22 protein-coding genes are annotated in these 25,849 nt (G+C 56.3%); 9 read left to right on the plus strand and 13 right to left on the minus strand.

Annotated elements, in window-relative coordinates; all coding sequences use genetic code 11:
- Positions 1-137: 137 nt before the first annotated feature.
- The 3 genes from M5M_RS06300 to M5M_RS06310 all read left to right on the plus strand — a co-directional run bounded on the left by M5M_RS06300 (position 138) and on the right by M5M_RS06310 (position 4,067).
- Complete coding sequence (locus tag M5M_RS06300; RefSeq protein ID WP_015046638.1) at positions 138-527, plus strand: hypothetical protein; 390 nt, start codon at positions 138-140, stop codon at positions 525-527.
- 50 nt (positions 528-577) lie between these two features.
- A complete protein-coding gene (locus tag M5M_RS06305; protein ID WP_016389266.1) occupies positions 578-2,242 on the plus strand; it encodes an amidohydrolase in 1,665 nt (554 codons plus the stop codon).
- Between the two features lie 190 nt (positions 2,243-2,432).
- Positions 2,433-4,067, plus strand: a complete 1,635-nt coding sequence (locus M5M_RS06310) for a methyl-accepting chemotaxis protein (RefSeq protein ID WP_015046641.1) — start codon at positions 2,433-2,435, stop codon at positions 4,065-4,067.
- On the opposite strand, the gene M5M_RS06315 is transcribed toward M5M_RS06310, so the two are convergent.
- Genes M5M_RS06315 through M5M_RS06325 form a run of 3 tightly spaced genes read right to left on the minus strand, consistent with a single transcriptional unit; the run spans position 4,057 to position 5,339 of the window.
- Positions 4,057-4,305, minus strand: coding sequence for a DUF6868 family protein (locus M5M_RS06315; RefSeq protein WP_015046642.1), 249 nt, complete (start codon positions 4,303-4,305; stop codon positions 4,057-4,059). The two genes, M5M_RS06310 and M5M_RS06315, sit on opposite strands and share 11 nt — an antisense overlap.
- A gap of 40 nt (positions 4,306-4,345) precedes the next feature.
- Positions 4,346-4,996 carry an SDR family oxidoreductase gene (locus tag M5M_RS06320; protein WP_015046643.1) on the minus strand — a complete coding sequence of 217 codons (651 nt, stop codon included), beginning with the start codon at positions 4,994-4,996 and terminating at the stop codon, positions 4,346-4,348.
- A 10-nt stretch (positions 4,997-5,006) separates the two neighbouring features.
- Positions 5,007-5,339, minus strand: a complete 333-nt coding sequence (locus tag M5M_RS06325; RefSeq protein WP_016389267.1) for a DUF3088 family protein — start codon at positions 5,337-5,339, stop codon at positions 5,007-5,009.
- A 47-nt stretch (positions 5,340-5,386) separates the two neighbouring features.
- Here M5M_RS06325 and M5M_RS06330 point away from each other — a divergent pair, with 47 nt between their 5' ends.
- From M5M_RS06330 to M5M_RS06340, 3 genes are all read left to right on the plus strand, one after another.
- Positions 5,387-5,935, plus strand: coding sequence for a hypothetical protein (locus M5M_RS06330; protein WP_015046645.1), 549 nt, complete (start codon positions 5,387-5,389; stop codon positions 5,933-5,935).
- A 9-nt stretch (positions 5,936-5,944) separates the two neighbouring features.
- Positions 5,945-6,850, plus strand: a complete 906-nt coding sequence (locus M5M_RS06335; RefSeq protein WP_015046646.1) for a VanZ family protein — start codon at positions 5,945-5,947, stop codon at positions 6,848-6,850.
- A 165-nt stretch (positions 6,851-7,015) separates the two neighbouring features.
- On the plus strand, positions 7,016-9,016 hold the full coding sequence (locus M5M_RS06340; RefSeq protein WP_015046647.1) for an extracellular catalytic domain type 1 short-chain-length polyhydroxyalkanoate depolymerase: 2,001 nt from the start codon (positions 7,016-7,018) through the stop codon (positions 9,014-9,016).
- Positions 9,017-9,046: 30 nt separating this feature from the next.
- On the opposite strand, the gene M5M_RS06345 is transcribed toward M5M_RS06340, so the two are convergent.
- The 4 genes from M5M_RS06345 to M5M_RS06360 all read right to left on the minus strand — a co-directional run bounded on the left by M5M_RS06345 (position 9,047) and on the right by M5M_RS06360 (position 12,865).
- Positions 9,047-10,519 (minus strand): sensor histidine kinase, encoded by a 1,473-nt coding sequence (locus M5M_RS06345; RefSeq protein ID WP_015046648.1) that lies wholly within the window; start codon positions 10,517-10,519, stop codon positions 9,047-9,049.
- On the minus strand, positions 10,516-11,223 hold the full coding sequence (locus M5M_RS06350) for a response regulator transcription factor (RefSeq protein ID WP_015046649.1): 708 nt from the start codon (positions 11,221-11,223) through the stop codon (positions 10,516-10,518). Before M5M_RS06350 ends, M5M_RS06345 begins: the two co-directional genes overlap by 4 nt.
- A 185-nt stretch (positions 11,224-11,408) precedes the next feature.
- Positions 11,409-12,152 carry a spondin domain-containing protein gene (locus M5M_RS06355; RefSeq protein WP_016389268.1) on the minus strand — a complete coding sequence of 248 codons (744 nt, stop codon included), beginning with the start codon at positions 12,150-12,152 and terminating at the stop codon, positions 11,409-11,411.
- A gap of 8 nt (positions 12,153-12,160) precedes the next feature.
- Positions 12,161-12,865 (minus strand): spondin domain-containing protein, encoded by a 705-nt coding sequence (locus M5M_RS06360; protein ID WP_015046651.1) that lies wholly within the window; start codon positions 12,863-12,865, stop codon positions 12,161-12,163.
- 150 nt (positions 12,866-13,015) lie between these two features.
- Between M5M_RS06360 and M5M_RS06365 the strand changes: the two genes are divergently transcribed.
- Positions 13,016-15,238: a S9 family peptidase gene (locus M5M_RS06365; RefSeq protein WP_015046652.1), complete on the plus strand. Its 2,223-nt coding sequence runs from the start codon at positions 13,016-13,018 to the stop codon at positions 15,236-15,238.
- A 677-nt stretch (positions 15,239-15,915) separates the two neighbouring features.
- Positions 15,916-16,608 (plus strand): aspartate/glutamate racemase family protein, encoded by a 693-nt coding sequence (locus M5M_RS06370; RefSeq protein ID WP_015046653.1) that lies wholly within the window; start codon positions 15,916-15,918, stop codon positions 16,606-16,608.
- A gap of 27 nt (positions 16,609-16,635) precedes the next feature.
- Here M5M_RS06370 and M5M_RS06375 read toward each other — a convergent pair whose 3' ends face one another.
- From M5M_RS06375 to M5M_RS06405, 6 genes are all read right to left on the minus strand, one after another.
- Positions 16,636-17,751: a heparan-alpha-glucosaminide N-acetyltransferase domain-containing protein gene (locus tag M5M_RS06375; protein ID WP_015046654.1), complete on the minus strand. Its 1,116-nt coding sequence runs from the start codon at positions 17,749-17,751 to the stop codon at positions 16,636-16,638.
- A gap of 9 nt (positions 17,752-17,760) precedes the next feature.
- Positions 17,761-18,471, minus strand: coding sequence for a hypothetical protein (locus tag M5M_RS06380; protein ID WP_015046655.1), 711 nt, complete (start codon positions 18,469-18,471; stop codon positions 17,761-17,763).
- Between the two features lies 1 nt (position 18,472).
- A complete protein-coding gene (locus M5M_RS06385) occupies positions 18,473-20,932 on the minus strand; it encodes a GNAT family N-acetyltransferase (protein WP_016389269.1) in 2,460 nt (819 codons plus the stop codon).
- The gene (locus M5M_RS06390; RefSeq protein ID WP_015046658.1) at positions 20,925-22,151 is read right to left on the minus strand and encodes an MFS transporter; all 1,227 of its coding nucleotides are present in this window, start codon (positions 22,149-22,151) and stop codon (positions 20,925-20,927) included. The genes M5M_RS06385 and M5M_RS06390 overlap by 8 nt, the downstream gene beginning before the upstream one ends.
- Positions 22,151-23,482 carry a lysine N(6)-hydroxylase/L-ornithine N(5)-oxygenase family protein gene (locus M5M_RS06395; protein ID WP_015046659.1) on the minus strand — a complete coding sequence of 444 codons (1,332 nt, stop codon included), beginning with the start codon at positions 23,480-23,482 and terminating at the stop codon, positions 22,151-22,153. Before M5M_RS06395 ends, M5M_RS06390 begins: the two co-directional genes overlap by 1 nt.
- Before the next feature lie 406 nt (positions 23,483-23,888).
- On the minus strand, positions 23,889-24,299 hold the full coding sequence (locus M5M_RS06405; protein ID WP_015046661.1) for an SMI1/KNR4 family protein: 411 nt from the start codon (positions 24,297-24,299) through the stop codon (positions 23,889-23,891).
- 300 nt (positions 24,300-24,599) lie between these two features.
- On the opposite strand from M5M_RS06405, the gene sstT reads away from it, so the two are divergent.
- Entirely contained in the window at positions 24,600-25,811 is a 1,212-nt protein-coding gene (gene sstT / locus M5M_RS06410; protein WP_015046662.1) for a serine/threonine transporter SstT, read from the plus strand.
- Positions 25,812-25,849: the final 38 nt, after the last annotated feature.

Below are 25,849 nucleotides of genomic sequence, written 5' to 3' on the forward strand. Positions count from 1 at the left end.
TTTATGGCTAAATGGTCTTTTCACTCTGGCATTGGGCTTTGCTATAGTGAAGGTAGCTATGTGTTCAAGGATCAGAAAACACTGTGTAATGGCGTGTTAATCCACACGTCACCACACGCCAAGGGAGGACAACCCGTATGAATGCCCCCAGCCCCCGTGCAGAGCTCAGCGAAGCAGGCATCGATGTTTTATTTATCGACAAATACATTGATCCCAGCCGTTCCGCCGATGTACTCAACAAAATGCAGGCCAAGTTTCATTTTAACGATCAGGTGAAACAACAACTGGCGAGCGGCTATCCGGTGGTGATCAAACAAAACACCGACCCACAAACCGCGCAATCACTGGTTCGCTTTATCACCGAGATTGGCGGCGATTGCTGGCAACAGCAAACCAGCCCCGAGGGGTATAGCGACCGCCGGGGCAACAACCGCCGTCAGGTTGCCGATCGTCGCCTGCTACACCGCGGCTGGGCCATTTTGCCCGACCGGCGCAAAAGCCGCGAACGACGGGTGTATTTTCATTAGGCCACCGGCATTGCTACACTCCCTGCAAACTGACAGTCAGGGAGTTCTCCATGCCACGCCGGATCGCGATCGTTCACTTCGCACTGTGCCTTCTGTTTTCCGCTCCGCTTTTCAGCCACGCCAGCGATCTGCTGATTCACAACGTTAACGGTTATACCTTCACGCAGGGTTCGGACGCCATCGCGCGCTTCGATCAACTGTTAATCCGCAACGGCAAGGTGGTTTCCACCGACCCGGCCGTCATCAATGCCCAGGTCAATGACCAGACGCCGCGTCTCAACGGGCGAGGGAAAACCTTATTGCCTGGCCTGATTGATGCCCATGGCCACCTGGAAGCCCTGGGTTCGCTGATTGAAACTGTCGATCTACGCGCAAGCCAGTCTGCCCAGGCTGCGGCCAGCGCAGTAGCGGCGTTCAGTGATAAAAACCCCGATGCACAAGTCATATTAGGGCGCGGTTGGAATCAGGAAAACTGGCCTGATCAGCGCTTCCCCGAGGCCAGCGTGCTGGACGGCCTGAATCTCGACAAGCCCATTGTGCTTTTACGCGTGGATGGTCACGCGCTGTGGGTGAATTCCGTAGCCCTGACGCTGGCAGGCATTACCGCCAAAACCCCCGATCCGAATGGCGGCCAGATTGTGCGCGACCCGTCCGGCAAGGCCACCGGCATTCTGGTGGATACGGCCATGGAACTGGTAAAGGAAAAACTGCCGGGCGCGGACAATCAGGTGCTGGACCGTCAGCTGTCGTTGGCGTACCAACACTTATTGTCACTCGGCGTGACCGGCGTGCACGATGCCGGCGTTGAGCCACAGACAGAACGCATGCTGCGCCAACACGCCAAGGCTGGCACCTTGCCGATCCGGGTCTACGCCATGCTCAAAGGCTCAGACCCCGGACTGGCGGCGCGGCTGAAAAAAGGCAAAGTGCGCGGCGATTTTTTACGCGTGCAAAGCGTGAAAATTTATGCCGACGGCGCACTCGGCTCGCGCGGCGCGACGCTGATCAATGATTATGCCGACGAAACCGGCAACAAAGGCCTGGCCATAACCGGCCCGAAAGCACTGAAGCGCCAATTCCAGATGGTGCAAAAACACGGCTTCCAAATTGCGGTACACGCCATTGGCGATCAGGCCAACCGCGATGTGCTCGATACCTTTGCCACCCTCGCATCACCGCGCGCCCTGGCGAAACACCGCCATCGGGTAGAACACGCGCAGGTGATTGCACCGGAGGACCTCAGCCGGTTTGCCAGCCTCAATATCATCGCGTCCATGCAACCCACACACGCCACCAGTGACCGGGTGATGGCCATCAAGCGCCTGGGCGACAATCGCCTGGACGGCGCCTACGCCTGGTCCAGTCTGTTGGCGTCGGGAGCCCGCATGGCCTTTGGCTCGGATTTCCCGGTAGAACCGGCCAATCCCTTTTACGGCATTCATGCGGCGGCGACCCGTCAGGACCGTGACAATCAGCCAGTTGACGGTTGGCGCATGCAAGACGCCGTGGATGTGGCCACCGCGCTCCGGTTGTTCACCCGCGACGCCGCCTACGCCGCTCACTGGGAAAAGGACACGGGCACACTTGAGCCGGGCAAGTGGGCCGATTTTATTGTGATCGACACCAACCCCTTTACCACTCTGCCCGACTACCTCTGGCAAATAGAGGTCGAGCAAACCTGGGTCGCCGGCAAGCCGGTCTGGCAACAACCCTGATTGATCGTGAGCCTGTGCCCTGCGGGGTACAGGCTCACACGCCCAAGTGGCCCGGCAATCACCGGTCAGCCACACTGAACGCCTCCTTACGCCGCACCGCTGTTTAAGACAGATCGGTTTTATTCGCATTGGGCATATCAAACCCGGCAGGTTTCCTATACTGGAAGCAATAGATCCGGAATCCTGCCCCATGAACCTGTTCAGAAATTTCACTATCCCCGCCCGGCTGTGGGGTCAGTTAACACTCGTTATCGCCGGCTTCCTGCTGCTGATCGTCACCAGTCTTTATGAGGTCAAATCCGAATTGACCATGGCCACCGCGAAAAACACCCGCATGTTGGTGGAGTCGGCCCACTCACTGGTGCAACATTTTCACCAACAAGCCCAACAGGGCGCGATGAGTGAGCAACAGGCACAGGAACAGGCGCTCGCCATGCTGGCCCAGATGCGTTACGACGATGGCAACTATTTTTGGGTCAACGACATGCGCCCGCACATGATCATGCATGCGGCCAAACCCTCGCTCAACGGCTCTGACTTGTCGGACTTCAAAGACCCGAACGGCAAAGCGCTGTTTGTGGAAATGGTCAATGTGGTCCGCGCCAGCGGTGCCGGGCTCGTGCCCTACCAGTGGCCTTTACCCGGTGCCGATAAACCAGTGGACAAAATCAGCTATGTCAAAGGCTTTGCGCCCTGGGGCTGGGTTATCGGTTCCGGGGTGTATCTGCAGGATGTGGATGCGGCCTTCTGGTCAGCGGTGCCCACCCAGATCGCCACCGCCGGGGCAATATTGCTGGTCATCGGCGTCGTGATTTTTCTGTTAATCCAATCCATTACCACACCGCTTAACTCGGTGGTCAACGCACTGCAGGACATTTCAGCCGGCGATGGCGACCTGACCCAGCGTTTGCCTTCGCAGGGTAAAGACGAAGTCACTTTATTGGCCAATGCCTTTAACGATTTTGTGAGCAAGATTCACCAAACACTGCAACAGGTACAATCGGCCACCGGATCATTGGCCGAGGCATCCAAACAACTGGACAGCCTTATGCGCTCGAGCCAGAACACCATGCGCGAACAGCAGAATCAGACCCAGGCCGTGAACAGCGCCATGCGGGAAATGACCACCACGGTGCAAAATATTGCCAGCAGTGCTGAACAGGCAGCGGCAGCAGCCACCGCAGCCGACAAAGAAGCCGATCAGGGTCGCGATATTGTGGTGGCGACGTCGAGCTCAGTGGAAGCATTGGCCGGTGAAGTGCAGCGCGCGGTCGAAGTCATCAACACCCTGGCGTCAGACAGCCAATCCATTTCCGGCGTACTGGAAGTGATCCGGGGCATTGCCGAGCAAACCAATTTGTTGGCATTGAACGCGGCTATCGAAGCTGCCCGCGCCGGCGAACAAGGGCGCGGGTTTGCGGTGGTGGCCGATGAAGTGCGCACGCTGGCGGCAAAAACCCAGCAATCCACGGAAGAAATCCGCAATATGATCGACTCGCTTCAGGGCGGCAGCAACCGTGCAGTGGCGGCCATGAGCACCGGCGAAAAAGCCTCGCAGTCCGCAGTGGACAGCACCCGTCAAACCGCCGATTCATTACATTCCATTGCCGCGGCGATCAACACGATTTCGGATATGAATCTGCAAATCGCCAGTGCAGCTGAAGAACAGTCTCAGGTAGCGAAGGAAATCGATCGGGCCATCAGTCGCATCGGCACGCTTTCCGACGAAGCCAACCAAGGCGTTGCCCAGACCGCCCAAAGCAGCCAGCAGTTAAGTGACCTGAGTAAAAAACTGAACCAACTGATCGGAGAATTCAGGCTGTGATAAAAAAGCGCAGCACCACATAGGGCACGGCAAACAACAGGAGCACCAGCAGCTTATAGGCCATCATGCCACCGTAGTGCAGACTGGCCAGCTGCTGCTCGGGAATACCGAACAGCTTTTGATGAAGACCAAATACCCATTGCCGCCCCAATGTCACCATCAGAAACCAGCATAAAAGCACCAACCAATTAATGACGGTGGCCCAGCCAAAAAAAGTCAGCCACGGCAAGGTGTGCATAGTCATCTCCTGAATGGTTTGAGGTTATTTCGACGACCGCTTACCAGGGCAAGGGTTCGCCGTTCGAATGCCGGAACTCACCTGTGTTCGCCAGTGTGGTTTCCTCGATTCTCGCGCGCAAACGTGAAGCGGCTTCATCGGCACTGATATCGCCCGCGTAATTGACCATCTCCGTTTGCACAAACCCGGGATGCAACACCGCCACCGCGATACCGCGCGGAGCCAGGTCGATGGCCAGGGATTTTGACGCACTGTTAAGTGCCGCTTTGGACATGCGGTAGCCATAGTAGGCACCGGAACCGTTATCGGCGACGGACCCCATGCGGCTGGTAATCATAGCCACCTTGGCGCCCTGCCCCAACAGCGGCAACAATGCATGTGTCACTTTCAGCGTGCCGATGGCGTTGACCGCCAGCTGCCGTTCAATCGAAGACCACGACAGCGCATCCAGCCGGTCGCTTTCCAGTAATCCGGCATTGTTGATCAATACATCTACCGGGCCACGGACCCGGCCGGCAAGATCTGCACAATCGCCGGTCACATCCACTCCGTCCACCAGGTTGATCGCGAGTGCCTCTAACGATGGGTTGGACTGGCGCACCAGCGCCGTTACCTGATGCCCGGCTTGGGCGTATTGGCTGGCCAATGCAAGGCCAATGCCCCGACTGGCGCCGGTAATAACAACGTGCATAGTATTCTCCTCAGGATGGAATCAAACCCTTGGCCTGGTTGCCCAACCAGGTGCAGATGGCGCGGCCATCGTTCAGATAAGCGCGGCCGGAATCGGCTACCGGCACGCCTTCGGGATAAATACCCTCCGGAAACACCAGTGCCGGGCTGTTTTGTAATGCCTCACCCAGCAGTTGCACCAGGGGCGCGCGCGGGCGGGTGAACGCAATGTAGTGAAAATCCACCATCGCTTTCAGTGCCGGCTGATAAACAAAAAAACCTTCAACCAAAGCACAATCCGGGCAAAACTGGTTTTCGCTCTCGCCATAACCGGGCGTCAGCAAAAATAATTGGGGTTTGGGCATAATATTGCGTATCCTGAAACCATATAATCAGAATGGAGAAGCCTACCATGATACGGACCTGTCTGTTGTTGATTTCCCTGCTTGGCGCAGCCTTCAGCGCGATGGCAAGCCCAGTCACCATCACTGAAAAACGCAGCCTGGCACCAGAGCTGGAGCCCTTTCGCCCCTATATCGGCAAGACCTATCAGGGTGAATTCAAAGACGCCAGCAGCGGCAAGACCGCCATCGATATTTCGCAGTGGGAGCGCGCACTCAACGGCCAGGCCATTCGCATTCTGCACTCCATGAATGAAGGCCAGTACGGCGGAGAATCGATCATTTTTTACGATCAGTCGGTAAAGAAGATCCGGTTTTACTACTTCACCACCGCCGGATTTTATACCCAGGGCGATGCCGAATTTGATGGCACGACCTTTATCAGCCGCGAGCAAGTGACCGGCAATGCCAATGGCATTACCGAAGTCAGAGTCAAAGCCCGCTTCGATGCAGACGGACATCTCAGCATGGATTCCGAATACCTGAAAGGCGACACGGTGGCCAACACCTCGTCGGCGATTTACAAGGTGGTCACCGGCAAGTCACCGGTATTCAAATAATTTTCTACCATGTTACTCACGCTGAAAAGCATGCCGCATCGCCAGCTTGCACTGCTGGCGATGCTGCTTCTGATGTCACCCTGGTTTTTTATCGGCGGGCCGGATTATTACGCGGCCCCGCTGTACCGCTCCTTGTGGAATGCCGGCCACCTCCTGTTTTTTTCTGTGCTCGGTGTGTGGGTAGCTCCCCTGTGCAAACAACACACCCGGCGCTGGTGGTTGATGAGTCTGGCGGTATTAACGGTCAGTCTGTGCATCGAAACCCTCCAAGGCTTCGTGGGACGGGATTTCAGTTGGCAGGACGTTTATCACAACCTGGTGGGTTTCGCACTCGGGGCACTGTGGGCGCAAGCGGCAAGTCATCGCATCCGGGCGCTGCAGCTGTGCGCCCTGTTGCTAACCACACCGCTGCTGTGGACGTTGGTGCAGGATGCACGTCTGCACTGGCGCGCGACTACCCAGTTCCCGATCATCGCAGATTTCGAATCCGAGGTTGAACGACAACGCGTGCAGGGCACCACGTATTTACAACGCGACCACCGCAGTCACGGACAATCGGCGCTGGCCATTCAGCTCTCCACCGAACGCTATTCCGGAATCAGTATTGCGCGCTTACTGGGCGACTGGCGCAATTTCACGCTGCTGAAAATGGATATCTACAACCCGGCCTCCGCCGAGCAAACGATCACGCTGCGCATTGCCGATCAACACCACAACCAACAGTATCACGATCGCTTTAATCAACGACTCAACCTGCAACCCGGCTGGAATGCCATTGCCCTGCCCATCGAGCAGATCCGCCACGCGCCCAGAGACCGGCAGATGGATTTGCAGCACATCGCCGACATCACATTGTTCAGTGCAAGCAATCCATCGCCCCGACTCATCATGTTGGATTACGTCAGGCTTGAGTAGCAGGCTGTTGATCATCCTGTAGCCTGATCACATCGTCATACCTTGGTCTAGTGGCCAGATTTTACCCAATTGTTAGGCTGTGACCGTGGAGTAGTCATGCACGGACGCCTGCGTCACACGCATTATTCGGGCGCCTGATAATAAAAAATTTCCGGAGCAATGATCATGTCACACCGATTTTCCCGGCGGCTTGCGGCTGCCTGTTACCTGACCCCTCTGTTGAGCCTTGGGCTCATTCCACTTACCGCTGACGCGGGCAGTTGGGCCAACAACCAGAGCCTGGGCGGCTTCAGCAAAGTACATATCTACACGCCCGACACCCTCTCGCCAGTTGGCGACGGTAAAGCGCTGATGCTGGTGTTGCACGGCTGCACTCAATCCATCGACGCTTACAAAACCGCCAACCTGGAAGTGGCGGCAGAGACTCATGGCATGGTGATCGCGGTGCCGGATGCGGCGTACAAACAGGGTTACAGTTGTTGGCATTATTGGGGTGCAACCAAATCCCGTAGCTATCAGGATTACAAAAACCTGATCACGCTGGCCAACACAATGAAGAACGACAGCGTGCGCGGCATTGACCCGAATCAGGTCTACATTGCCGGGCTGTCATCGGGCGCCGCCTTCGCCCACACCACCGCGTGCCTCGCACCGGATGTATTCGCCGGTATGGGCATTGTGGCCGGGCCTTCCATTGGCACATCGTCCAATGGCGCCTTCAGTTTTGAAACCGCCAACGTGGCGAGCCGCTGCAACAGTTACGCAGGCAGTTACGCCAGTCATTTTGCCACCCAAATTGGCGCCTTTGTGGCAGGCAGCAGTGATTACACCGTGCCCCAGGCCTATTTGCGCCAGAATGCGGAAGGCATGGCCACTCTGTACGGCGATACCGAACTAACCACCACCAATCGCACCCGTGAAGGCTTCAGCCATGCACAAACGCGCTGGAGCAACGACTGGGTACGGATGGATCTGATCAGCGGCCTCGGCCATGCCTGGCCGGCGGGCAGCGGTGCCAGCGGCGCTTACATCGGAGCCAATGGTTTTAACTATGCAATGTACCTGGGTGAATTTTTCCAGCAGTACAATCGCCGGCTGGTGCAAAATGCCGCGCCCACGTTGTCCAATGTGGTTACCTCAGAAAGCGCGAGTCGCATTACCGTATCGGGCAATGCCGCAGACGCCGACGGCAGCGTGAGCCAAGTTGCGGTGGTGATTAAAAACGGCAGTAACGCAACCGTGTTCAGCCAGACACTGACACCCAGCAATGGCAATTTTTCCGCCACCAGTGTCAATCTGGCGGATGGTCTCTATCAGGTCTCTGTCATCGCCACTGACAACCAAGGCAAAAACAGCGCCCAAACGTTGATGAGTCAACGCGTTGGTCCGGTGCCAGCCGCACAAGCCCCCGTGCTCAGCAACAACCTGGCGAGTGTTTCCGGTCAGTGTGTCACCGTGTCCGGCACAGTGACTGACGCAAACGGCGACCTGGCCAGTGTAACCGTGGCCGTAACGGGTCAAAGCCAGGCCGCTACGCTGACCGGCGATCAGTACAGTGCCAATTTATGCAATCTTGGCAATGGCAGCCAACAGGCCACTGTTACGGCCACCGATGCCACGCAGCTGGTTACAACGGCTAGCGTCAATTTCACCATTGACGCCGGTGTGGCCGGTAACTACAACGCACACATCAGCGCAGGTCGTATTACCTGGGGCGATGGGTATTCAGCGTGTTACCTGGCATTCGGCAGCGCCAGTTTTGTGATGCGGGAAATTGATCGCGGCAATGGTCAATGCGAATGGGTGGCCGATGCCAACGCCAGTTGCAATGGCCCTGTGCAGGCGTGCAGTGGCAGCAGCCAACCCACCGATACCGATGGCGACGGCGTGCCAGATGCAACAGACAATTGCCCGGCCGTAGCCAATCCGGATCAGGCCGACAGTGATGGCGATGGTACCGGCGATGCCTGCGACAGCAGCGGTTTTGAATGCACGCAGACCACGGCCAGCAATTATGCCCATGTACAGGCAGGTCGCGCGACGGTGAGTGGCTCTTATGCCTACGCGGTCGGCAGCGGAGATCTGTTGGGTCTGTACAATACCTTCTATTCCGCAACCCTGGCACAAACCGCCGCAGGTTATTACCAAGTGGGGACTTGTCCTTAGAGACCAGGAGTTTCTAATTTCTGAAAAACATCAGGCAGCCGGCAATGCAAACGCAAAGTCGCTGCCCACACCGGGTGTGGACTTGACCTGAATCATACTGCCATGCAATTCCAGTATGCGTTTGACAATGGCAAGTCCAAGCCCGGTACCTTCCTGTTGTACGCCTTCGGGTTTGGCGGCGCGATAGTAACGGTCAAATAAATGCGGAATCTCGGTTTGCGAAACCCCTATCCCCGTATCTGCCACATTTACACTCACCTGTCCGCGCACCTGTTGCAAACCCAATTGCACGCGCCCACCGGCGGGCGTGTAGCGCAACGCGTTCTCCAACAGATTTTCCAACACCCGCTCCATCAGGCCAATATCACCGCGCACCACATAGGCGCCGGCCATCGCTGGCAAGCTCAATGCAATATGTTTTTCCTGTGCTTTCAGTTCAAACTTCTGCGCCACATCCTGCAATAGTTCGGCCATGGAAAACAGTTCCAGTACCGGCTGAGTGCGGCCGGCATCCAGTTTGCTGAGTTCAAATAACTCGCTCACCAACCGGCCCAGACGCTGGCAGTGACGGAAGGCAATATCCACGTAATTACTGCGTTCCTCAGCGGGCAATTGCTCGCCACGAATTTTCAACAGTTCCAGATACCCCTGCATGGAGGCCAGTGGGGTGCGTAGATCATGGGAGACATTGGAAATGAGTTCGCGTCGGAGCTGATCGGTTTCTTCCAGGCTTTTCATCTGCGCTTCAATGCGCGCCTGCAACTGGCTGAAGTAATGACTGAGTGCCGCAATTTCATCGTTGCCTCGTGGGTCGTGATCAGGCAAGCCCAGTTGATGACCGGTTGCAAACGCCTGCATTTCCGCACGCAGTTTCCTGAGTGGGCGGGTTAAGCTGCTGAACAGGAAAAAGCCCACGGTGGCGCCAAATACCAACACTGCGGCAATGGCGCCCGCGGCCAATTGCAAGCTGAAACTGCTTTGCAGGGTGTCACTCAAGGTACTGAAACGTTCGCCGCCCAATACCACATAGAGAAAACCTTCAGGATTGTCGGCATTCCCCACAGGAAACGCGGAAAACACTTTTTGCTGGCCGGGATGCCGGGGATCTGCACCAAATACCGGCCCCTGTTCCGGCGCGGCCAGCCATTCCACGATGGGTGCCAGTGGCAGTTGCGGGACTTTGACCGCATCGGCCGGCACACCCTGCGACAGAATGTTTCCCGCCGGGTCCAACAAATACACTTCCACAATCGGATTGACCACCATCACCAGCTCGGCCAGTTCCTGCATGGTGGTTTCGTTGACCACGCCGTCTTCAATTAACGGCGCCCGGTCCACGATGTACATGGCCAGACTCCGGTTCAGGTTCTGGGTAATTTCCTGATAGTAGCGATCGCTACTCCACAATATCAGCGACACATAACTCACGCCGATCAGAAAAAACAACACCACAAAACTCAGACTCAAGCGCGCGCGCAGACTCCATTGCCGCCAGAATGTCATGCCTCGATCCCCGCATCAAATTTGTAACCCACGCCCCAGACGGTAAGAATGTATTTCGGTGATGCGGGATCGGGTTCTATTTTTGCGCGCAGCCGATTGATGTGGCTGTTGACCGTGTGTTCGTAACCTTCGTGCCCGTAACCCCACACGTCCTGCAATAAATCCATGCGCCGGAACACCTTGCCGGGAAAGCGCGCAAAATGCTGCAGCAAATCAAATTCCTTGGCGGTGCATTCAATGGCCCGGCCACACACGGCCACCGTGCGATCGCGGCCATTTACTTGCACATCGCCCACCTGCAACAATTCTTTGGGTGCCACCGGCGTCTGCCCCATCTGCGCGCGACGCAATAGCGCCTTCACGCGGGCAACCAGTTCGAGATTACTGAAGGGTTTGGTGAGATAATCATCGGCGCCTAACTCAAGCCCCAATACCCGATCCAATTCGGTGGCGCGGCTGGTGAGCATCAATACCGGCGTCTGCACACCCTGCGCACGCAATTCGCGACACACATCCAACCCGTCTTTGCCCGGTAAACGCAAATCCAGCAATACCACCTGGTATTTGCCGCTCAGCGCTTCCCGCAAACCGGACTCGCCATCGTGACAAATCACGCACTCCCCGGACAATTCATGCAGGTGCAGCGCCACGAGATTGGCGAGGTCGGGTTCATCTTCGATGATTAAAAATCGCTTGTCGGGCATATCTATAAACGCTTCCTTAAGCTGGACCGAGCGGGAGACAGGGCGGGCAGTTAGGGGACGCGTGAATACGTCCCTGTAGCTTGACGCTGGCATCCATGCCAGCGACACCCCTAACTACCCGCCCTGTCTCCCACTTTCCTGCATCGAGATCAGTATTCCAAAAGAGAAAAAGCAACAGACATTTCTTATTGCGTCCGCGTAATCACCACCCGCATGGCCGGGTTATCAAACCGGTGGGCGGCCCCTAATACCGAATTGCCGAGACCATCATCGGCTGTCACCACGCCGGCGTGCGCATGCACCTGATCACGCACATCATCGCGGACGGCATTAAAGCCCTCCTGTGCGCCACCAGCCGCTGCCGGACCCGGTATCGTATCCGCCGTTTCCGTATTGGCTTCGGTGCCGGCGTCGTACACTACCGCCGTCAGCGTTATAGAGTCATTGACCGCCAGATTTGTTACATCCACATTCTGCGCGGCGGTAATGGCATCGTTGGTATTCACCAGCATGGTCAGACCGCTGATGCGGATATCCACCAATTGCGCCTCCATCAGTTCCAGATCCAGCATCAGCGTCTCACTTGCGCCCGGCATCAGAATGCCAGCGCCACCGGCTTGCGCAAACACATTGCTGTCATCTGCCAGCGTCGCCAGTAACGGTGCGTTATCGCCCGCTTCGGCGACTTGCTCAAGCGGTACCGAAGCAGCGGCACCGACAGTAAAGAGCCGGGTTGCGTTGGTGTGCGCCGCCACCACCAGCGGCGAGAAAGGTTGGCCGGCGGTCATATTGGTGACCTCAATGCTGTAGCCCCGCTCGGCCAATTGTGGTGCTGGTGGGGTTGGATCATCATCACTGTTGCCACAGGCTGCCAGCCCGAAGGTGAGCGCGGTCAGTGTGGCGATGCGGTAAATAAGTTGCCGTTTCATAGCCCACCTCACTGTACGGTTAGGGTGATGCGCGCCACCGGGTTCAGCCAGCGGCTCTGGGTAGCGTCGATATCACTGACACCGCCCGCGGCATCCGCATCGCCCAATACACCCGGGTGTATGTGCACAAAGCCTTCAGCACTGCCGGTCCGGCCGGTGCCGTTCATACCCACCAGCGATTCCAATGGCGGTGGTACCGGCATACCGGCCATGCCCGGCGCACCCGAACCCCGGATTTCATCATTGGCTTCGGTGCCGGCGTCATAGGCATTCAGGGTATAGGTGTAGGTGCCGGCTTCGGTCGGCAACATCAGACTGTTCAGGCCCACAAAGCCGTCATTGGTGGGCAACAGCATGGCCACAATGGACAAGCGGGTATTGGCCGGCGTGGCATCGTTGTTGATCATCGCCGAGGTGACCGCGCCGGGTGCTAACAAACCACCCGCAGGGTTGGCAACGATCTGCCCCGATACCGAGCTGACAATGGCCTCAAGACCACTGATATCGCCACCTTCGGCCATGGTCTGCAATTCGGTACTGGCCGCCGCCCCCACCGAGAACAAGCTGGCCGACTCCGGATGGGCCGCCACTAGCAAGGGCGTGAAGTAGGTGCCGCGGGTCAGGTTTTGTACTTCTATGGTGTAGTCGGCGGCAAACGCCGGTGCGCTCATCAATGCCGCCAAAGGCAAGACGCGGGTGAGAAACGTGTTCATGGGAGCTCCCTTCATTGGTTATTGAGTGGCCAGCATCCCAAAGTGGCGCGCACCAATCCTCACGGAAGTATCACAAGAGGGTCAAAATTCCTGAGGAATCCCCCGGAATTCCCGTCATATAGGGATTCACTCATAACAAAGAACCACACCATGACCCGCTCTTTTTTTGCCGGGTTGCTGCTGGCAACCTCCAGCCTGCTAGCCCAGGCCGACGATAAACTCTCCATCGAACGCATCTACGCCGACCCGTCATTGTCCGGCCCCACCATGCAGGGCCTGGATCTGTCACCCGATGGTCAGTTGGTCACATACCTGAAGGCCAAACAGGACGACTACCTGCAACTGGATTTGTGGGCCTTTGATCAGGCCACGGGCAAACACGCACTGTTGGTGGATTCCCGTGCGCTGGTGCCGGAAAAAGCCCTGTCGGACGAAGAGATTGCCCGCCGCGAGCGCGCACGCATCACCAACACCGGCATTGTGGATTACCAGTGGGCCAAAACCGGTGAAGGGCTTCTGTTCCCCTTGAGTGGTGATTTGTTTTTCTATGAGCTGGCCAATAAAAAGGCCCGGCAGCTCACGGCCACCGACGCCTTTGAAACCGACCCGCAAATTTCACCCGACGGCAAGAAAGTGGCATTTATCCGCGATCAGAATTTGTACGTGGTGGATATTGCCAGTGGCCGCGAACAGCAGCTCACCCGCGACGGTGGCGGTCTGATCAAAAATGGCATGGCGGAATTCATTGCCCAGGAAGAAATGGGCCGCAGCACCGGCTACTGGTGGTCGCCCGATAGCGCGCAGATTGCGTTCATTCGCGTGGATGAATCACCGGTTGGCGTTGAACAGCGCTATGAAATCGACGGCGATTCCTTCAAAGTCTACGACCAGCGCTACCCCCGCACCGGCACCAACAATGTGCTCAACCGGGTGGGTGTTATCAGCCTCAAAGGCAAAGCCAAGGCCCGTTGGATAGACATCGGGTCCGAGACCGACATTTACATTGGCCGCATCAATTGGTTTGCCGACAACGAGCACCTGCTGATTCAACGCCAGAATCGCGCCCAATCTGAATTGAACGCACTGAAAGCCAATGTGCGCAACGGCAAATCCAGCACCCTGCTCACAGAAACCCATGCGGCCTGGATTAACCTCAACGACCACACCCGCTTCCTGAAAGATAACAAGCACTTTATCTGGGGCGCGGAGCGCGGCGATACGTTACAGCTTTATCTGTACAGCACCGATGGCAAGGCCGTGCGCCAGATTACCCAAGGCAATGGCGTGGTCAAAGATCTGGTAGGCATCAACGAAGCCGAAGGCCTGGTGTATTTCACTGCCAATTACGACAACCCGCTGGAAACCCATCTGTTCAGCGCCACCCTGTTTGGTGATACCCCGGTGGTGAAAAAAATCACCCAACGCGCGGGTAATCACGCCATTACCCTGTCGCGCTCGGCCACCAGTTATCTGGACAACTTCAGCTCGGCCAGCCAACCCACCCAAACCAGTTTTCACACCATCTCGGGTGAACGCATTACCTGGCTGGAACAAAATGCGCTGGATAAAAGCCATCCCTATGCGCCTTACCTGAAGGATCATATTGCACCGGAATTTGGCAGCATTGCCGCCGAAGACGGCCAGGTCATGTACTTCCAGCTGATCAAACCGGCAAATATGAAATCGGGCAAACGCTACCCGGTGATCATTGATGTGTACGGTGGCCCCCATGCCCAGCGCGTGGCCAACAGCTGGGAAGGTCGCAACAGCTACTGGCATCAGGTGATGGCACAAAAAGGTTATGTGGTGTTCAAACTCGACAATCGTGGCTCGGGTAACCGGGGCCTGAAATTTGAAACACCCCTGCACAAACACCTGGGTGACATTGAATTGCGCGATCAATTAAAAGGCGTGGAATTCCTGAAAAGCCTGAATTACGTAGACCCTGACCGCATTGGCATTTTCGGCTGGAGTTATGGTGGCTACATGACCATCATGGCCCTGTTCAAAGCGCCGGACGTGTTTAAAGTGGGCGTTTCTGTTGCACCTGTGACCGACTGGCGCCTGTACGATACCCACTACACCGAACGCTACCTGTCGCACCCGGCCACCAATGCCGATGGCTATGACGCCAGTAATGTGTTCCCCTACCTGGACGGCTACAAAGACGGCTTGCTGATCATTCACGGCATGGCCGATGACAATGTCCTGTTCCTGAATGCCACCAAAGTCTATGCGGCATTGCAGAATAAAATGAAACCGTTCGAACAATCCAATTACCCGGGTAAAAAACACGGCATCCGCGGCAAAGAAACACGGATTCATTTGTTCAACCAAATGACCGAATTTTTCGATCGGAAATTAGCGGAGTAAATCCGGGCGTCGGGTGTTACACCCGAAGGTAGAGGTAACATCGGGATATCGGATTGCCCTGCCGGATTAAAAGGTGGAATGCACTTCGCTTATTCCACCCTACAGACGATACTCCGTAGGGTGAAATAAAAGCACGGCATCCGCGGTAAAGAAATGCGCATTCTTTTATTCAACCAGATGACCGAGTTTTTTGACCGGAAATTGGCGGAGTGATATGGGGCATTGGGTGTTGTGCCCGAAGACAGAGGTAATATCGGGATATCGGATTGCACTGCCGGATTAAAAGGTGGAATGCGCTTTGCTTATTCCACCCTACAGACGATACTGCGTAGGGTGGAATAAACGAAGTGCATTCCACCATTTAACCGCGACCCAACGATTCAGACAGGTGCATTATGCTGAACCTGATTCCGGGCCCGGATACGATCTAAATTCTCGGCCCTAGTCTGGCGCAAGGGCGCGCAGTGGGCATTGCCTCGGCGCCTCTGCCATTCACGGTAAACTGCAAAAAAAGCCCGGCATTCTGCGCTGGTTCAATCAATTGACCGGTTGGTTATTTGTGGGGTTGGGCGTTAAATTGGCCTTAGACAATTAGTGTTAACAGGCAGGTGCGAATGAATTCCGGAAACGGGGTATGCGCTGCTCACATTCCGCTGCAAGAGCATCAGGGAACAACCATGAAAACCATCGGCCTTATTGGCGGCATGAGCTGGGAATCTACCGTCAGCTATTACCATGCACTGAATCTGGGCATCAAAGCCCGGCTGGGTGGTTTGCATTCAGCCAAGATCATTCTCAACAGCGTGGACTTTGCCGACATTGAACGCATGCAACACGCGGGCGACTGGCGGGGCACTGCAGAGATACTTATTCAGGCGGCACGCGCCGTGGAAACCGCTGGTGCGGATTTTTTAATGATCTGCACCAACACCATGCATAAAGTTGCGCCAGATATTAAATCCGCTATCGACATTCCCCTGCTGCATATCGCCGATGCCACGGCTGCCCAACTGCGGGCCGATAACATCACCCGTGTGGGTCTGTTGGGCACCCGTTTTACCATGGCAGAAGATTTCTACACCGGCCGGTTGCGCGACCGATTCGGGATCGAGGTGGTGGTGCCGGATGCAACGGCGCAGCAAACCGTGCACGACATCATTTATCAGGAATTGTGCCTTGGCGACATCAAATCCGATTCGCGCCAGCGCTACCTGGAGATCATAGAGCGATTGGCGCAACGTGGCGCACAGGCAGTGATTTTAGGCTGTACGGAAATCGCGCTACTGGTGCAGCAATCGCATACGCCGGTGCCGCTGTACGACACCACCGCACTGCACGCCCAGGCCGGTATCAATCTCGCATTGGCCTGACATTGTCGTCTTAGCACAGACGGACCGCTAACTGACCGTCTGCACTGTCGCTTTACCGGAAAACCTTACATCCGCCCACAGCGCACGGACCTTGTCGACACCCAACTGCATTAACAAGGTCAGCGCTAACACCACGGGCATCGCAATCAGCGTTTGTGCACTGCTGAGCGTCTGGAAACCCACGACGCCCATTCCCCAGCAAACCAGTGTCCACTGGATCACGTACAGACTGGTCACCCGCTGGCTGCAATAACGCAACAGTGCCATCAAGCGACCCAATCCCGCCCGCATCTCCCATGCATTGATGAGCCACAACAGCATCAGATTAATGCCCAGCAGGTAGAGTGCACCCCCCGGGCCCAAATGGAAAAAATCGCCGAAGTGATAAGCAAAATTCCAATAGCACAAGGCACCGCCCACGGCGATCAATGGCAAACCGACCCAGGGTAAGCGCTGCAGTACCGCGCGGTAGTCAAATGCCGCCTGCCGGAATACCAGACCCAGAAACAGGCCGAAGAAAATAAAGCTGATCCAGGGGAACACCGGAAAATAGACCTGCCAGCTGTCGGAGAACAGCAGTCGCAACAGGTAATCCACGCCCGCAACACCCACCTGTGCACCGGCTAAACCTTTTGCGCACGCCACAACCAATAAACCAATCGCCAACATCAGCCACTTGTTTTGCAACCAGGGCGCGAGCAGCGCCAACACCACCAGGGAGCAGCCGGCAAGTTGGAGTATGTCACCGGTGAGCAACAGGTAGCTGTACTGATCGACCGAGAGTGGTGACTGCCAACCGTAGGCCGCGATAAAACTGTCCGGCAGTATTCCCAGCCAGATGGGTACCACGAACTTCATGGCATTTAACCCAAAGCCCAGCAACAGAATCGCCAGGCCGCGCAACAATAACGCCGTGCCGGATAATTTGCGTGACAACACCAAGGAAACGCCCATGCAGATGAGAAAAGCTGCACTGCCCTTGCCGACAAAGTGCACCACATGGCCCAGCCAGGCATCGGACTGCACGACTTGGGTGGCGTACATCCACAAGGTATGCACGCACACCATCAATTGCACGGCCAGGCCGCGCCCCATATCCACCGCATCGGCCCGCGGGGGCCTGTTTTGTATTTGCGCGTTCACGCTAACTCCTCAGTTTTTTGACAGTGGGCAGGATTCGCAATACACCTGTTCACCCACGAGAAATGATTTACAGCAGGAACGGCGCACCAGTTGTCCGGAGCGCACGCACCACTGACTGAGCGGCCTGGCCTTGCGATCCACCAGCTGCATAGCAATACACCAACGTTGGCCTTGCGCGGCAATCCAGTGATCATCCTGATGCAATTGCGGCGCCAATGCCTGCAGGGCAAAAAACAGTGTGTCGGCCACCAACCCGCGACAATTCGCCGCACTGGCCCGCACGAGTGTCTGCAGCTGCACTAACAATTCATCCTGAAACGCCGACAGACCATTTGCTGTCAGCGATAACGCCAGTCGCTCATCCCCCACCTGTACCGGTGATCGTTGCCAGCGATAACCGGATACACCCGACAGGCTCATGCCCTGCAGCAACCCCTGCATGGGGGCCAGGGCTGAGAATCCGTGCACGGCGACAACAGAAAGATACACCGGCTGCCAGATCAACTGGCGCCAGACCCGTGTGGGCCAATAGTCCGGCCGCGCTTGCGGGTATTGCTGCTCACAGCGAGCGAGCAATCCAGCCAGCAAAGACGGTGTGTCTGACTGCCCCAGCCGGAACCCCTGCCCGGTTCGCTGCAATTGCAATGCGGGTTGCAGGCGTTGTGCCGCAGCCGCAATGGGCTCGGCACAGCAACCGGCAAAGGGCAGGCAGGCATTCACGTTAAACGGCCTCGCATTCCAGCGCCGGTTTCATCACCGTTGCAGATCGACGGAATCGCGCAATCGGGTTTTCCAACCGGCCGGAAAAGGTCAGGCTCTCGGCCGGATTTTCCAGATTGACCATTTGCAGGTTATTTTTCAGCTGCAAGCGATTCAGGCAGGAGTGAGAGAAATCCGGCGCAAACAGATCAAATTCACGGTAGCGGTCCGCGTTGTCCGGGAACTGATCCTGATAGGCATAAACACAATCGGCCACCGCCGCCCAGAATTGATGTTCGGTAAAGTCCGTATGTTCTTCCAGCACGGCGGTAAGGAAACGGAAATAGCAATCGAACACGTCGGTAAAAATACCCAGCAACTCCATGTGCGGCGGTAATTCGATCGCGATGCGCGCCACATCCTCGGGCAAATCGGCATCGGTGTTCTGCAGACAGATTTCCTCACCGATGTCTTTCATGAACACACCCACCGGCACATGGTTTTCCAGAATCAGTATCAGGTTTTCACCGTGCGGCATGAACACCAATTTGTAGCGATAAAAGCAATGCAACAAGGGTGTGAGATACGCCTGCAGGTAGCGACTGATCCAAGCCTGTACCGATAAGCCCGACGCCTGAATCAATGCCGGCAACAGCGCTTCATTGTTTTCATCCACATGCAGGAGCGCGGCCATGGTCATCAGGCGCTGGCCGGATTCAAGCCGTTCATAAGGGTTTTCCCGCCACAATGCCGCCAACATCCGGCGATAGGGATTATCGCCCACCAGGGCGCGGTCGTAATAAGGAATTTCATAGCCGACAGAGGCCACTTCCCGCAACATATCAAAGCCAATGCATTGCAGGTAATCATCCTGATCCAGCAAATCCCGCAGCCATTGATTGATTGCCGGTGTAGCGCGCATGTAATAGGCCGACAGCCCGCGCATAAAGCCCATGTTGAGAATCGACAAGGCGGTTTTCACATAGCGTTTATGAGGCTGACTGCAATTGAAAAATGTTCGGATAGATTGTTGGGCGGTGTAACAGTCATCGCCGTAGCCCAGCATCACCAGCTTGCGGGCTGCAATTTCCGGCGCGTACACACTGGCCAACTTGTTAAACCACTGCCAGGGATGCACCGGCATCAGCCAAAAGTCTTCGGGCTGCAACCCCTGCTCAATCAATTGCGTGCGGAAGCGTTCACGCAAGGTGAAGTCCAATTCCTGCGCGAACAGCTGGTCAGCATCGAGATCCGGCACGGCGGCGAAGTGTGCGCGGGATTTATGCGCAGCCAACCAAAGCAGTGTGACAGGCGCACCCGCTTCCGGTGCAAAGGCCCGATAGTCGCCTGCGTCAAATCCGATCCGGCCATTATTGGCAATAAAGCACGGATGGCCCTCGGTCATTTCGGTTTCAATAGTCTGGAAGTCAGCGGTGGCCAAGGCCGGCGCGCTTAAGTGCGGTTTGAACTGTTTATAGGCTGCACTGCACAGGGTGCTGGTGATTTCTTCCAGATAAATGGGAAACCGTTCTTTCGCGATACCCAGTCTGGAGCGCACGTCGATAATAAAGGCGATGGCATCCAACGCGACCGGCTCGCCGTCCACGCGCCGCTCGATGGAATCGGCATCCACCAACCAATGATCGAGCGCGAGGCGCCGGGCTTTGAAGGTATATTCCACGCCCACAGTATCCACCAGCAATTGGTAAGTCTGCGCTTCGGCTCGCAGCGCGATCGGTTCAAGAATGCGCTCATGCGCCAATTCGGCAATGGCCTTGCGCACCAGGTGCCGGTTAACCCGTGACCAGATGGCCGGGGTAATGGCTTCGGCTGCCTGCGCCGGATTGTCCAACATGGCACCCGGTCCGGCCGCATAATCCAGCGCCTTGTGCGGCAGATTGTGCGCCGCCTGCCGGCGCGCTTCTGTCGCCAGAGCGGCCGCAAACTGGGCCCGGGTGCAACTGCCAAACAGGGCTTTTTTCTCACCGATCATTATCGTATGAGTATGAAAAAAGCCCACGCGCCGGTTGAGCGCATGCACTTTATGGTTGCGGTAATCGGGCTCCACCACCACCCGTTGCACCGCCGGATCGTCAAACAGAAACGCCATGATGGACTGCATCACCGCTGTCGAAAAACCTTTTATCGGTGCATCCGCCGGGGCAATCAACAGGTGCATACCTACATCGCCGGTGAGTACGTCGTAGCTTTCGGCAATGGGATCAGTCGCCGGGTCGTAGCGCTCCATCAGGAACCCTGGCTCGCCATCAATCAGGCCCAGAAACACATCGAAGCCGGTCTTGTCCTGCAATCGTTGGTAGCTGGCTTGTACGTCGCTCGGCGTCTGATCCTGCATCCCCCAATAGCGAGCGTAAGGTTGGCTCACCCAGGCGTGCACTTGTTCAGCATCGCGCGCCGGGTCCAACAGTTCAAACCGGATTTCGCCAATGCCAGAGGCTGAAAAGGTAAAGGTATCAGTCATTGGACACACCACTTAATGTCATTGTTGCGTTATTGCCTGAGGCCGACGTTGTCTCAACCCTGGGTTTGAAAAGAAGATAAAAGCAGACCAGCGCCAGGCAAAAGCCCACTACCGACGCCGTAAACGTGTGCAGCACACCCAAGGCATCGACGATGTAGCCCACACTGAAGCTTGCACCGATCACACCTACATTCTGAAAAAAATGCACTTTGCTGAAGTCCGCGGCGTAGTCGTCGGGTGTACTTTTTTCAAACAAAATGACTTCGAGCCGCACCATGATCTGATACAGGCCATAGCCAAACAGGCAGCGACCCAACACGATCAACACCATGCTCTCGCTGGCCTGCAACACCAGACCCACAATCGCAGCTAATGCGCCCCATTGAATTTTCTGCACGTGATTCTGTGGGCCGTTAGCGTTGCGCCCCATCCACAAACACGCCAATGCCACCCAGGCCGGAATGCTGTAGACCAAGGCACTGAGCATTTTTTGCTCGACTCCGCTCACGCCTTCCCAGTACACGGAAAAGTAGGGCCGGGCCATGAATGAGCTGAAATAGAACAGCGCGGAGACGAACGAGATTTTCAATACGAGGGGCGACAAACCAAACAGAAAACCAGATTCACCACCGGCGGCGTCCTGCACCGGCGTCACGGTTTTGCGCAACGGCGTTTTCAGCGTCAGCACCAGACCAATGCACAGCGCCACCTGCACGGCATCGGAAGCCGCCATAAAGTAGTAGACCGATTGCGCGGCAAAGTACTGGAGCAAACTGCCACCTACCAGCGCGCCGCCAATGGCGCCAAAGTGAACCATGACCGAAAAGAGCCCCGCCACATTCAGGTGGTTGTCTTTTTCTTCCAGGCGCAACACGTAGGGATAGATCAGCAGGTAGCTGGCTTTGAACACCAGCATTAGCTGTGACGCGATCCAGAAACCCAGCAGCGATTGGGTTTGCGCACAGTAAAGACCAAGGCAACCTGCGGCAATCTGGGTGTATATCCACAGGTGTACTTCGTCTATTTTTCGCGCGAGACGGGCCCACAAAGGAAAGGCGGTCATTACCGTAAAACAGCAGGCGGCAATGTAAGCCCCCACATGCGCAGCGCTGGTTTCGCCAAACGCTTCAGCAAAAAACTGCGGGTAAAATGGCAGCAGCAGGGTATCGGCCACCACCGACACCATGGTCAACAATATGAGCGTATGTTTCAGGCGCATCAGGCACGCGCCTCCTGCAGCGAGCGGGTGTACACATAGTCCGCTTCGTTCTGCTGGGCGGTAAAGGTCTGGAATGCAATCCGCTCTTCAATGGGATAAGGCGTGTAACCCAGTATGTCGCGCAGTATGCAGCTGTTGCGGTAGCTGGCCATACCGAGGTCTGGCGTGGCAAACCCGTGACTGTGCAATTCGGCATTTTGTACGAATAAGGTTTTGTCCTTATCGATACTGTAATGCCGGTCAACCGCCAGTCGCCCCGGTGCTTCCCAATTAATGCGCTGTTGAATGCCTTGCAGAAATTCTGGCAACCGGTGCCGGTAACCCGTGGCCATCACCACATACTGGGTATAAATCTCGAACGCTTGTTCCTGCTCCGCGTGCAAAAACGTCAGTGTCAGACCACCCGCTTGCTCACGTACGGCCTGCAGAGAGGCATTGGTGGTGATACGCGAATCCAGAGGACCATTCAGGCGTTTTACATACAACAAATCGTAAATGGCGTTGATCAGCTCACTGTTGATGCCCTTGTACAAACCGTTTTGCTGTTTCAGCAGCGCATTGCGGGTTTCCGGTGCAAGACTGTAGAAGTAATCCACATAGTCCGGTGAGGTCATTTCCAGTGTGAGCTTGGTGTATTCCAATGGGAAGAACCGTGGCGACCGGGTGATCCAGTTCAGCTGGTAACCTTTGGCATCGATATCCTGCAGCAGGTCGTAGTAAATTTCCGCGGCACTCTGGCCACTGCCCACCACGGTAATACTGCGTTGTTTTTGCAGCTCATTTTTTTTGTACAGGTAATCCTGGCTGTGCATCACACGCGGATGCGACTTGGGGCAACAGGCCGGCATGCTCGCCGCCGGGCCGGTACCCAGTACCAGACGCCGGGCAAAATACTCGCAGGTTTCGGCGGTTTGTGGATTCACTGTCGTGATCCGGTAATACGCCTGCTCTGTATCGTACTCCACCGCTGTGACATTGCGATTGAATGCCAGGTTACTGAGCTGACGCGCAGCCCACTGGCAATACTGATTGAATTCGCGCCGCATCAGGAAAAAATTCTCCCGGATATAAAACGAATACAAACGCCCCTGTTGTTTTGCGTAGTTCAGGAAGCTGAGCGGGTGAGTCGGGTCCGCCATGGTGACCAGATCCGCCATGAACGGCGTTTGCAAATGGGCCGACTCCAGCATCAGCCCCGGATGCCAGCTGAACTCTGCTTTACGCTCAAGAAATACACAATCCAATCCTTCCAGCGTGGACGACAAACAGGCCAGTCCCAGATTGAATGGCCCGAGACCAATCCCCACAAAATCATGCACATGCGGTTGCATACTTACTCCCTGCCGGAACGGCATCGGTTAACGGCGAACGACCGCTATGGCCGTCAAAAGTGGTCGCATGCTAATGATAATGATAATGATTTGCATTTACAACGATTAAAAAGCGCAGACGATGCGCACAATGAGGCATCCGGACGGCGAGAAGGTGGCAACACGGGCTCAGGATCTGCGCGCAGACACCGGCAAAAGAAGTGACTTGTTAACGGACAATACCGGCATGTTAGCCACCGTTAGCGACAAAGAAACTAAAGTCAAAGCGGTAGCAACAACCGGCCATAACTTGGAAAAAGTTACCTTAATAGGATGTCGGGGTCACCGGATTCGGCAGCCGGATTCAGGCCCCGGGAAAAGCAGCAAGTGGCACAGTGGTATCGATTAGACGGTAACAGGCAACCGCTCAGGAGTGCAGCCAGACATCGCGCGCCCAGTACCAAATGGTTTCCCAGCTTTCGCTATCCTGACGACTCCCCCACCACAACTGAATCTCGCCGTCGGGGTCGACGCAATAAAACGCTTTTGGTGAATCCGGATTGGCACAAAAGGGGATCAGATGGCGTGGTACCCCCAGATCCCAGGCATTGGCCGCCATTTCCGGCAGGTAGTTGTGCGCCGAAGGGTCGGCCACCACCGCCGGTTCCAGCGACCCCACCAGCAGGTCACCGGTTTCCAACAGGAATTCACGAAAATCCCGTGGAAACGGCAATAGCATCTGCTCTTCAGCATCGACCGTGTGTTCGTGCTCAGGCTTTTCCAATCCCCAGGCTGAGGATTGAGCCGCGGCTTGCAGTTGTTCGAGAATTTCTTCCATAAGCGGTATATCAAAAAATCCGGGGTATGAACGCTGCGGGATTGTAGCCTATTTTGTGCAATATCAGCGCCACTGGGCTTGGATTGTCGCCGGCCCGGACTTGCTGTGCAGATAAGCAGAATTCCATCGCAACCGGCTGGCACGCAGTTATTCCTTGTTAATTTCGCTGCCGACGAAATCGCTCACAGACGATTTCCCAATCAGACCACCCGTTTGCGGCAATTCACCCCAGCCGGTCAGGTTGCCTATCCACGAGACTATAGGTACTTTTAGCGCATCAAATATAACAAGTGATTCCCTATGTCCGTCCCTTCCCTGCTTACCCGCATTTTAAATACCAACCTCATCGCCCAGATTGCCGTTGGCATACTGGCCGGTATTGGCCTGGCGCTGATTTCCCAGCGCGGTGCCGAACAAGCCGCATTGCTCGGCGACCTGTTTGTACAGGCCCTGAAAGCGGTAGCGCCTATATTGGTGTTTGTGCTGGTGGCCTCGGCCATCGCCAATCAGCGCCAGACCGGCCGCAGCGCCATGCGCCCGGTAATCAGCCTGTACGTGATCGGCACCCTGAGCGCCGCCTTTATTGCGGTGGCACTCAGCCTGATGTTTCCCAGCACGCTGGCGCTGACGGTAACCGATCAGAATCTCACGCCACCACAGGGCATTGGCGAGGTATTACATAACCTGCTGTTCAAGCTGGTGGACAATCCCATCAACGCCCTGCTCACCGGTAACTTTATCGGCATTCTGGTGTGGGGGCTGGCGTTGGGTCTGGGGCTTCGCCACGCCAGCGACAGCACCAAGGCCGGCTTTGTGGATTTGTCCCACGCCATCACCTTTGTGGTAAGAATTGTGATCCGCACTGCGCCGCTGGGTATTTTCGGCCTGGTTGCCGGCAGCCTGGCCGCTGGCGGGCTGGGTGTGCTGGCCGGTTACGCCCAGGTGCTGGCGGTGCTGGTGGGCGCCATGCTGATCATGGCACTGGCCATTAACCCGTTGATTGTCTGGTGGAAAACCCGCACCAACCCTTACCCGCTGGTATTCACCTGCCTGCGGGAAAGCGGCATTACCGCCTTCTTTACCCGCTCATCGGCCGCCAACATTCCGGTCAATATGGCGCTGTGTGAGAAGCTGGGTCTGGATGAGGACACCTACGCGGTCTCGATCCCCTTGGGCGCCACCATCAACATGGCCGGTGCCGCGATCACGATCACCGTGCTCACCCTGGCAGCCGTGCATACCCTGAATATCCAGGTGGACCTGTTCACCGCCCTGTTGTTGTCGGTGGTGGCGGCGGTGAGCGCCTGTGGCGCATCCGGTGTTGCTGGCGGGTCACTGTTATTGATTCCGCTGGCCTGTGGGTTGTTCGGCATCCCGGACGACGTGGCCATGCAGGTGGTGGCCGTGGGCTTTGTGATTTCGGTATTGCAGGACTCGGCCGAAACCGCACTCAACTCCTCCACCGATGTGGTCTACACCGCAGCGGCCTGTCGCGCGCATACAGGCAGCTGACGAAAAACCGATTTAATCTGCGCGTCATGCCCAGACAG

Source organism: Simiduia agarivorans SA1 = DSM 21679 (assembly GCF_000305785.2).
Lineage (GTDB): Bacteria > Pseudomonadota > Gammaproteobacteria > Pseudomonadales > Cellvibrionaceae > Simiduia > Simiduia agarivorans.

Coding starts and splice junctions, on each gene's coding strand:
- M5M_RS06300 (WP_015046638.1), top strand. CDS start 138: ATGAATGCCCCCAGCCCCCGTGCAGAGCTCAGCGAAGCAGGCATCGAT.
- M5M_RS06305 (WP_016389266.1), top strand. CDS start 578: ATGCCACGCCGGATCGCGATCGTTCACTTCGCACTGTGCCTTCTGTTT.
- M5M_RS06310 (WP_015046641.1), top strand. CDS start 2,433: ATGAACCTGTTCAGAAATTTCACTATCCCCGCCCGGCTGTGGGGTCAG.
- M5M_RS06315 (WP_015046642.1), bottom strand. CDS start 4,305: ATGCACACCTTGCCGTGGCTGACTTTTTTTGGCTGGGCCACCGTCATT.
- M5M_RS06320 (WP_015046643.1), bottom strand. CDS start 4,996: ATGCACGTTGTTATTACCGGCGCCAGTCGGGGCATTGGCCTTGCATTG.
- M5M_RS06325 (WP_016389267.1), bottom strand. CDS start 5,339: ATGCCCAAACCCCAATTATTTTTGCTGACGCCCGGTTATGGCGAGAGC.
- M5M_RS06330 (WP_015046645.1), top strand. CDS start 5,387: ATGATACGGACCTGTCTGTTGTTGATTTCCCTGCTTGGCGCAGCCTTC.
- M5M_RS06335 (WP_015046646.1), top strand. CDS start 5,945: ATGTTACTCACGCTGAAAAGCATGCCGCATCGCCAGCTTGCACTGCTG.
- M5M_RS06340 (WP_015046647.1), top strand. CDS start 7,016: ATGTCACACCGATTTTCCCGGCGGCTTGCGGCTGCCTGTTACCTGACC.
- M5M_RS06345 (WP_015046648.1), bottom strand. CDS start 10,519: ATGACATTCTGGCGGCAATGGAGTCTGCGCGCGCGCTTGAGTCTGAGT.
- M5M_RS06350 (WP_015046649.1), bottom strand. CDS start 11,223: ATGCCCGACAAGCGATTTTTAATCATCGAAGATGAACCCGACCTCGCC.
- M5M_RS06355 (WP_016389268.1), bottom strand. CDS start 12,152: ATGAAACGGCAACTTATTTACCGCATCGCCACACTGACCGCGCTCACC.
- M5M_RS06360 (WP_015046651.1), bottom strand. CDS start 12,865: ATGAACACGTTTCTCACCCGCGTCTTGCCTTTGGCGGCATTGATGAGC.
- M5M_RS06365 (WP_015046652.1), top strand. CDS start 13,016: ATGACCCGCTCTTTTTTTGCCGGGTTGCTGCTGGCAACCTCCAGCCTG.
- M5M_RS06370 (WP_015046653.1), top strand. CDS start 15,916: ATGAAAACCATCGGCCTTATTGGCGGCATGAGCTGGGAATCTACCGTC.
- M5M_RS06385 (WP_016389269.1), bottom strand. CDS start 20,932: ATGACTGATACCTTTACCTTTTCAGCCTCTGGCATTGGCGAAATCCGG.
- M5M_RS06390 (WP_015046658.1), bottom strand. CDS start 22,151: ATGCGCCTGAAACATACGCTCATATTGTTGACCATGGTGTCGGTGGTG.
- M5M_RS06395 (WP_015046659.1), bottom strand. CDS start 23,482: ATGCAACCGCATGTGCATGATTTTGTGGGGATTGGTCTCGGGCCATTC.
- M5M_RS06405 (WP_015046661.1), bottom strand. CDS start 24,299: ATGGAAGAAATTCTCGAACAACTGCAAGCCGCGGCTCAATCCTCAGCC.
- sstT (WP_015046662.1), top strand. CDS start 24,600: ATGTCCGTCCCTTCCCTGCTTACCCGCATTTTAAATACCAACCTCATC.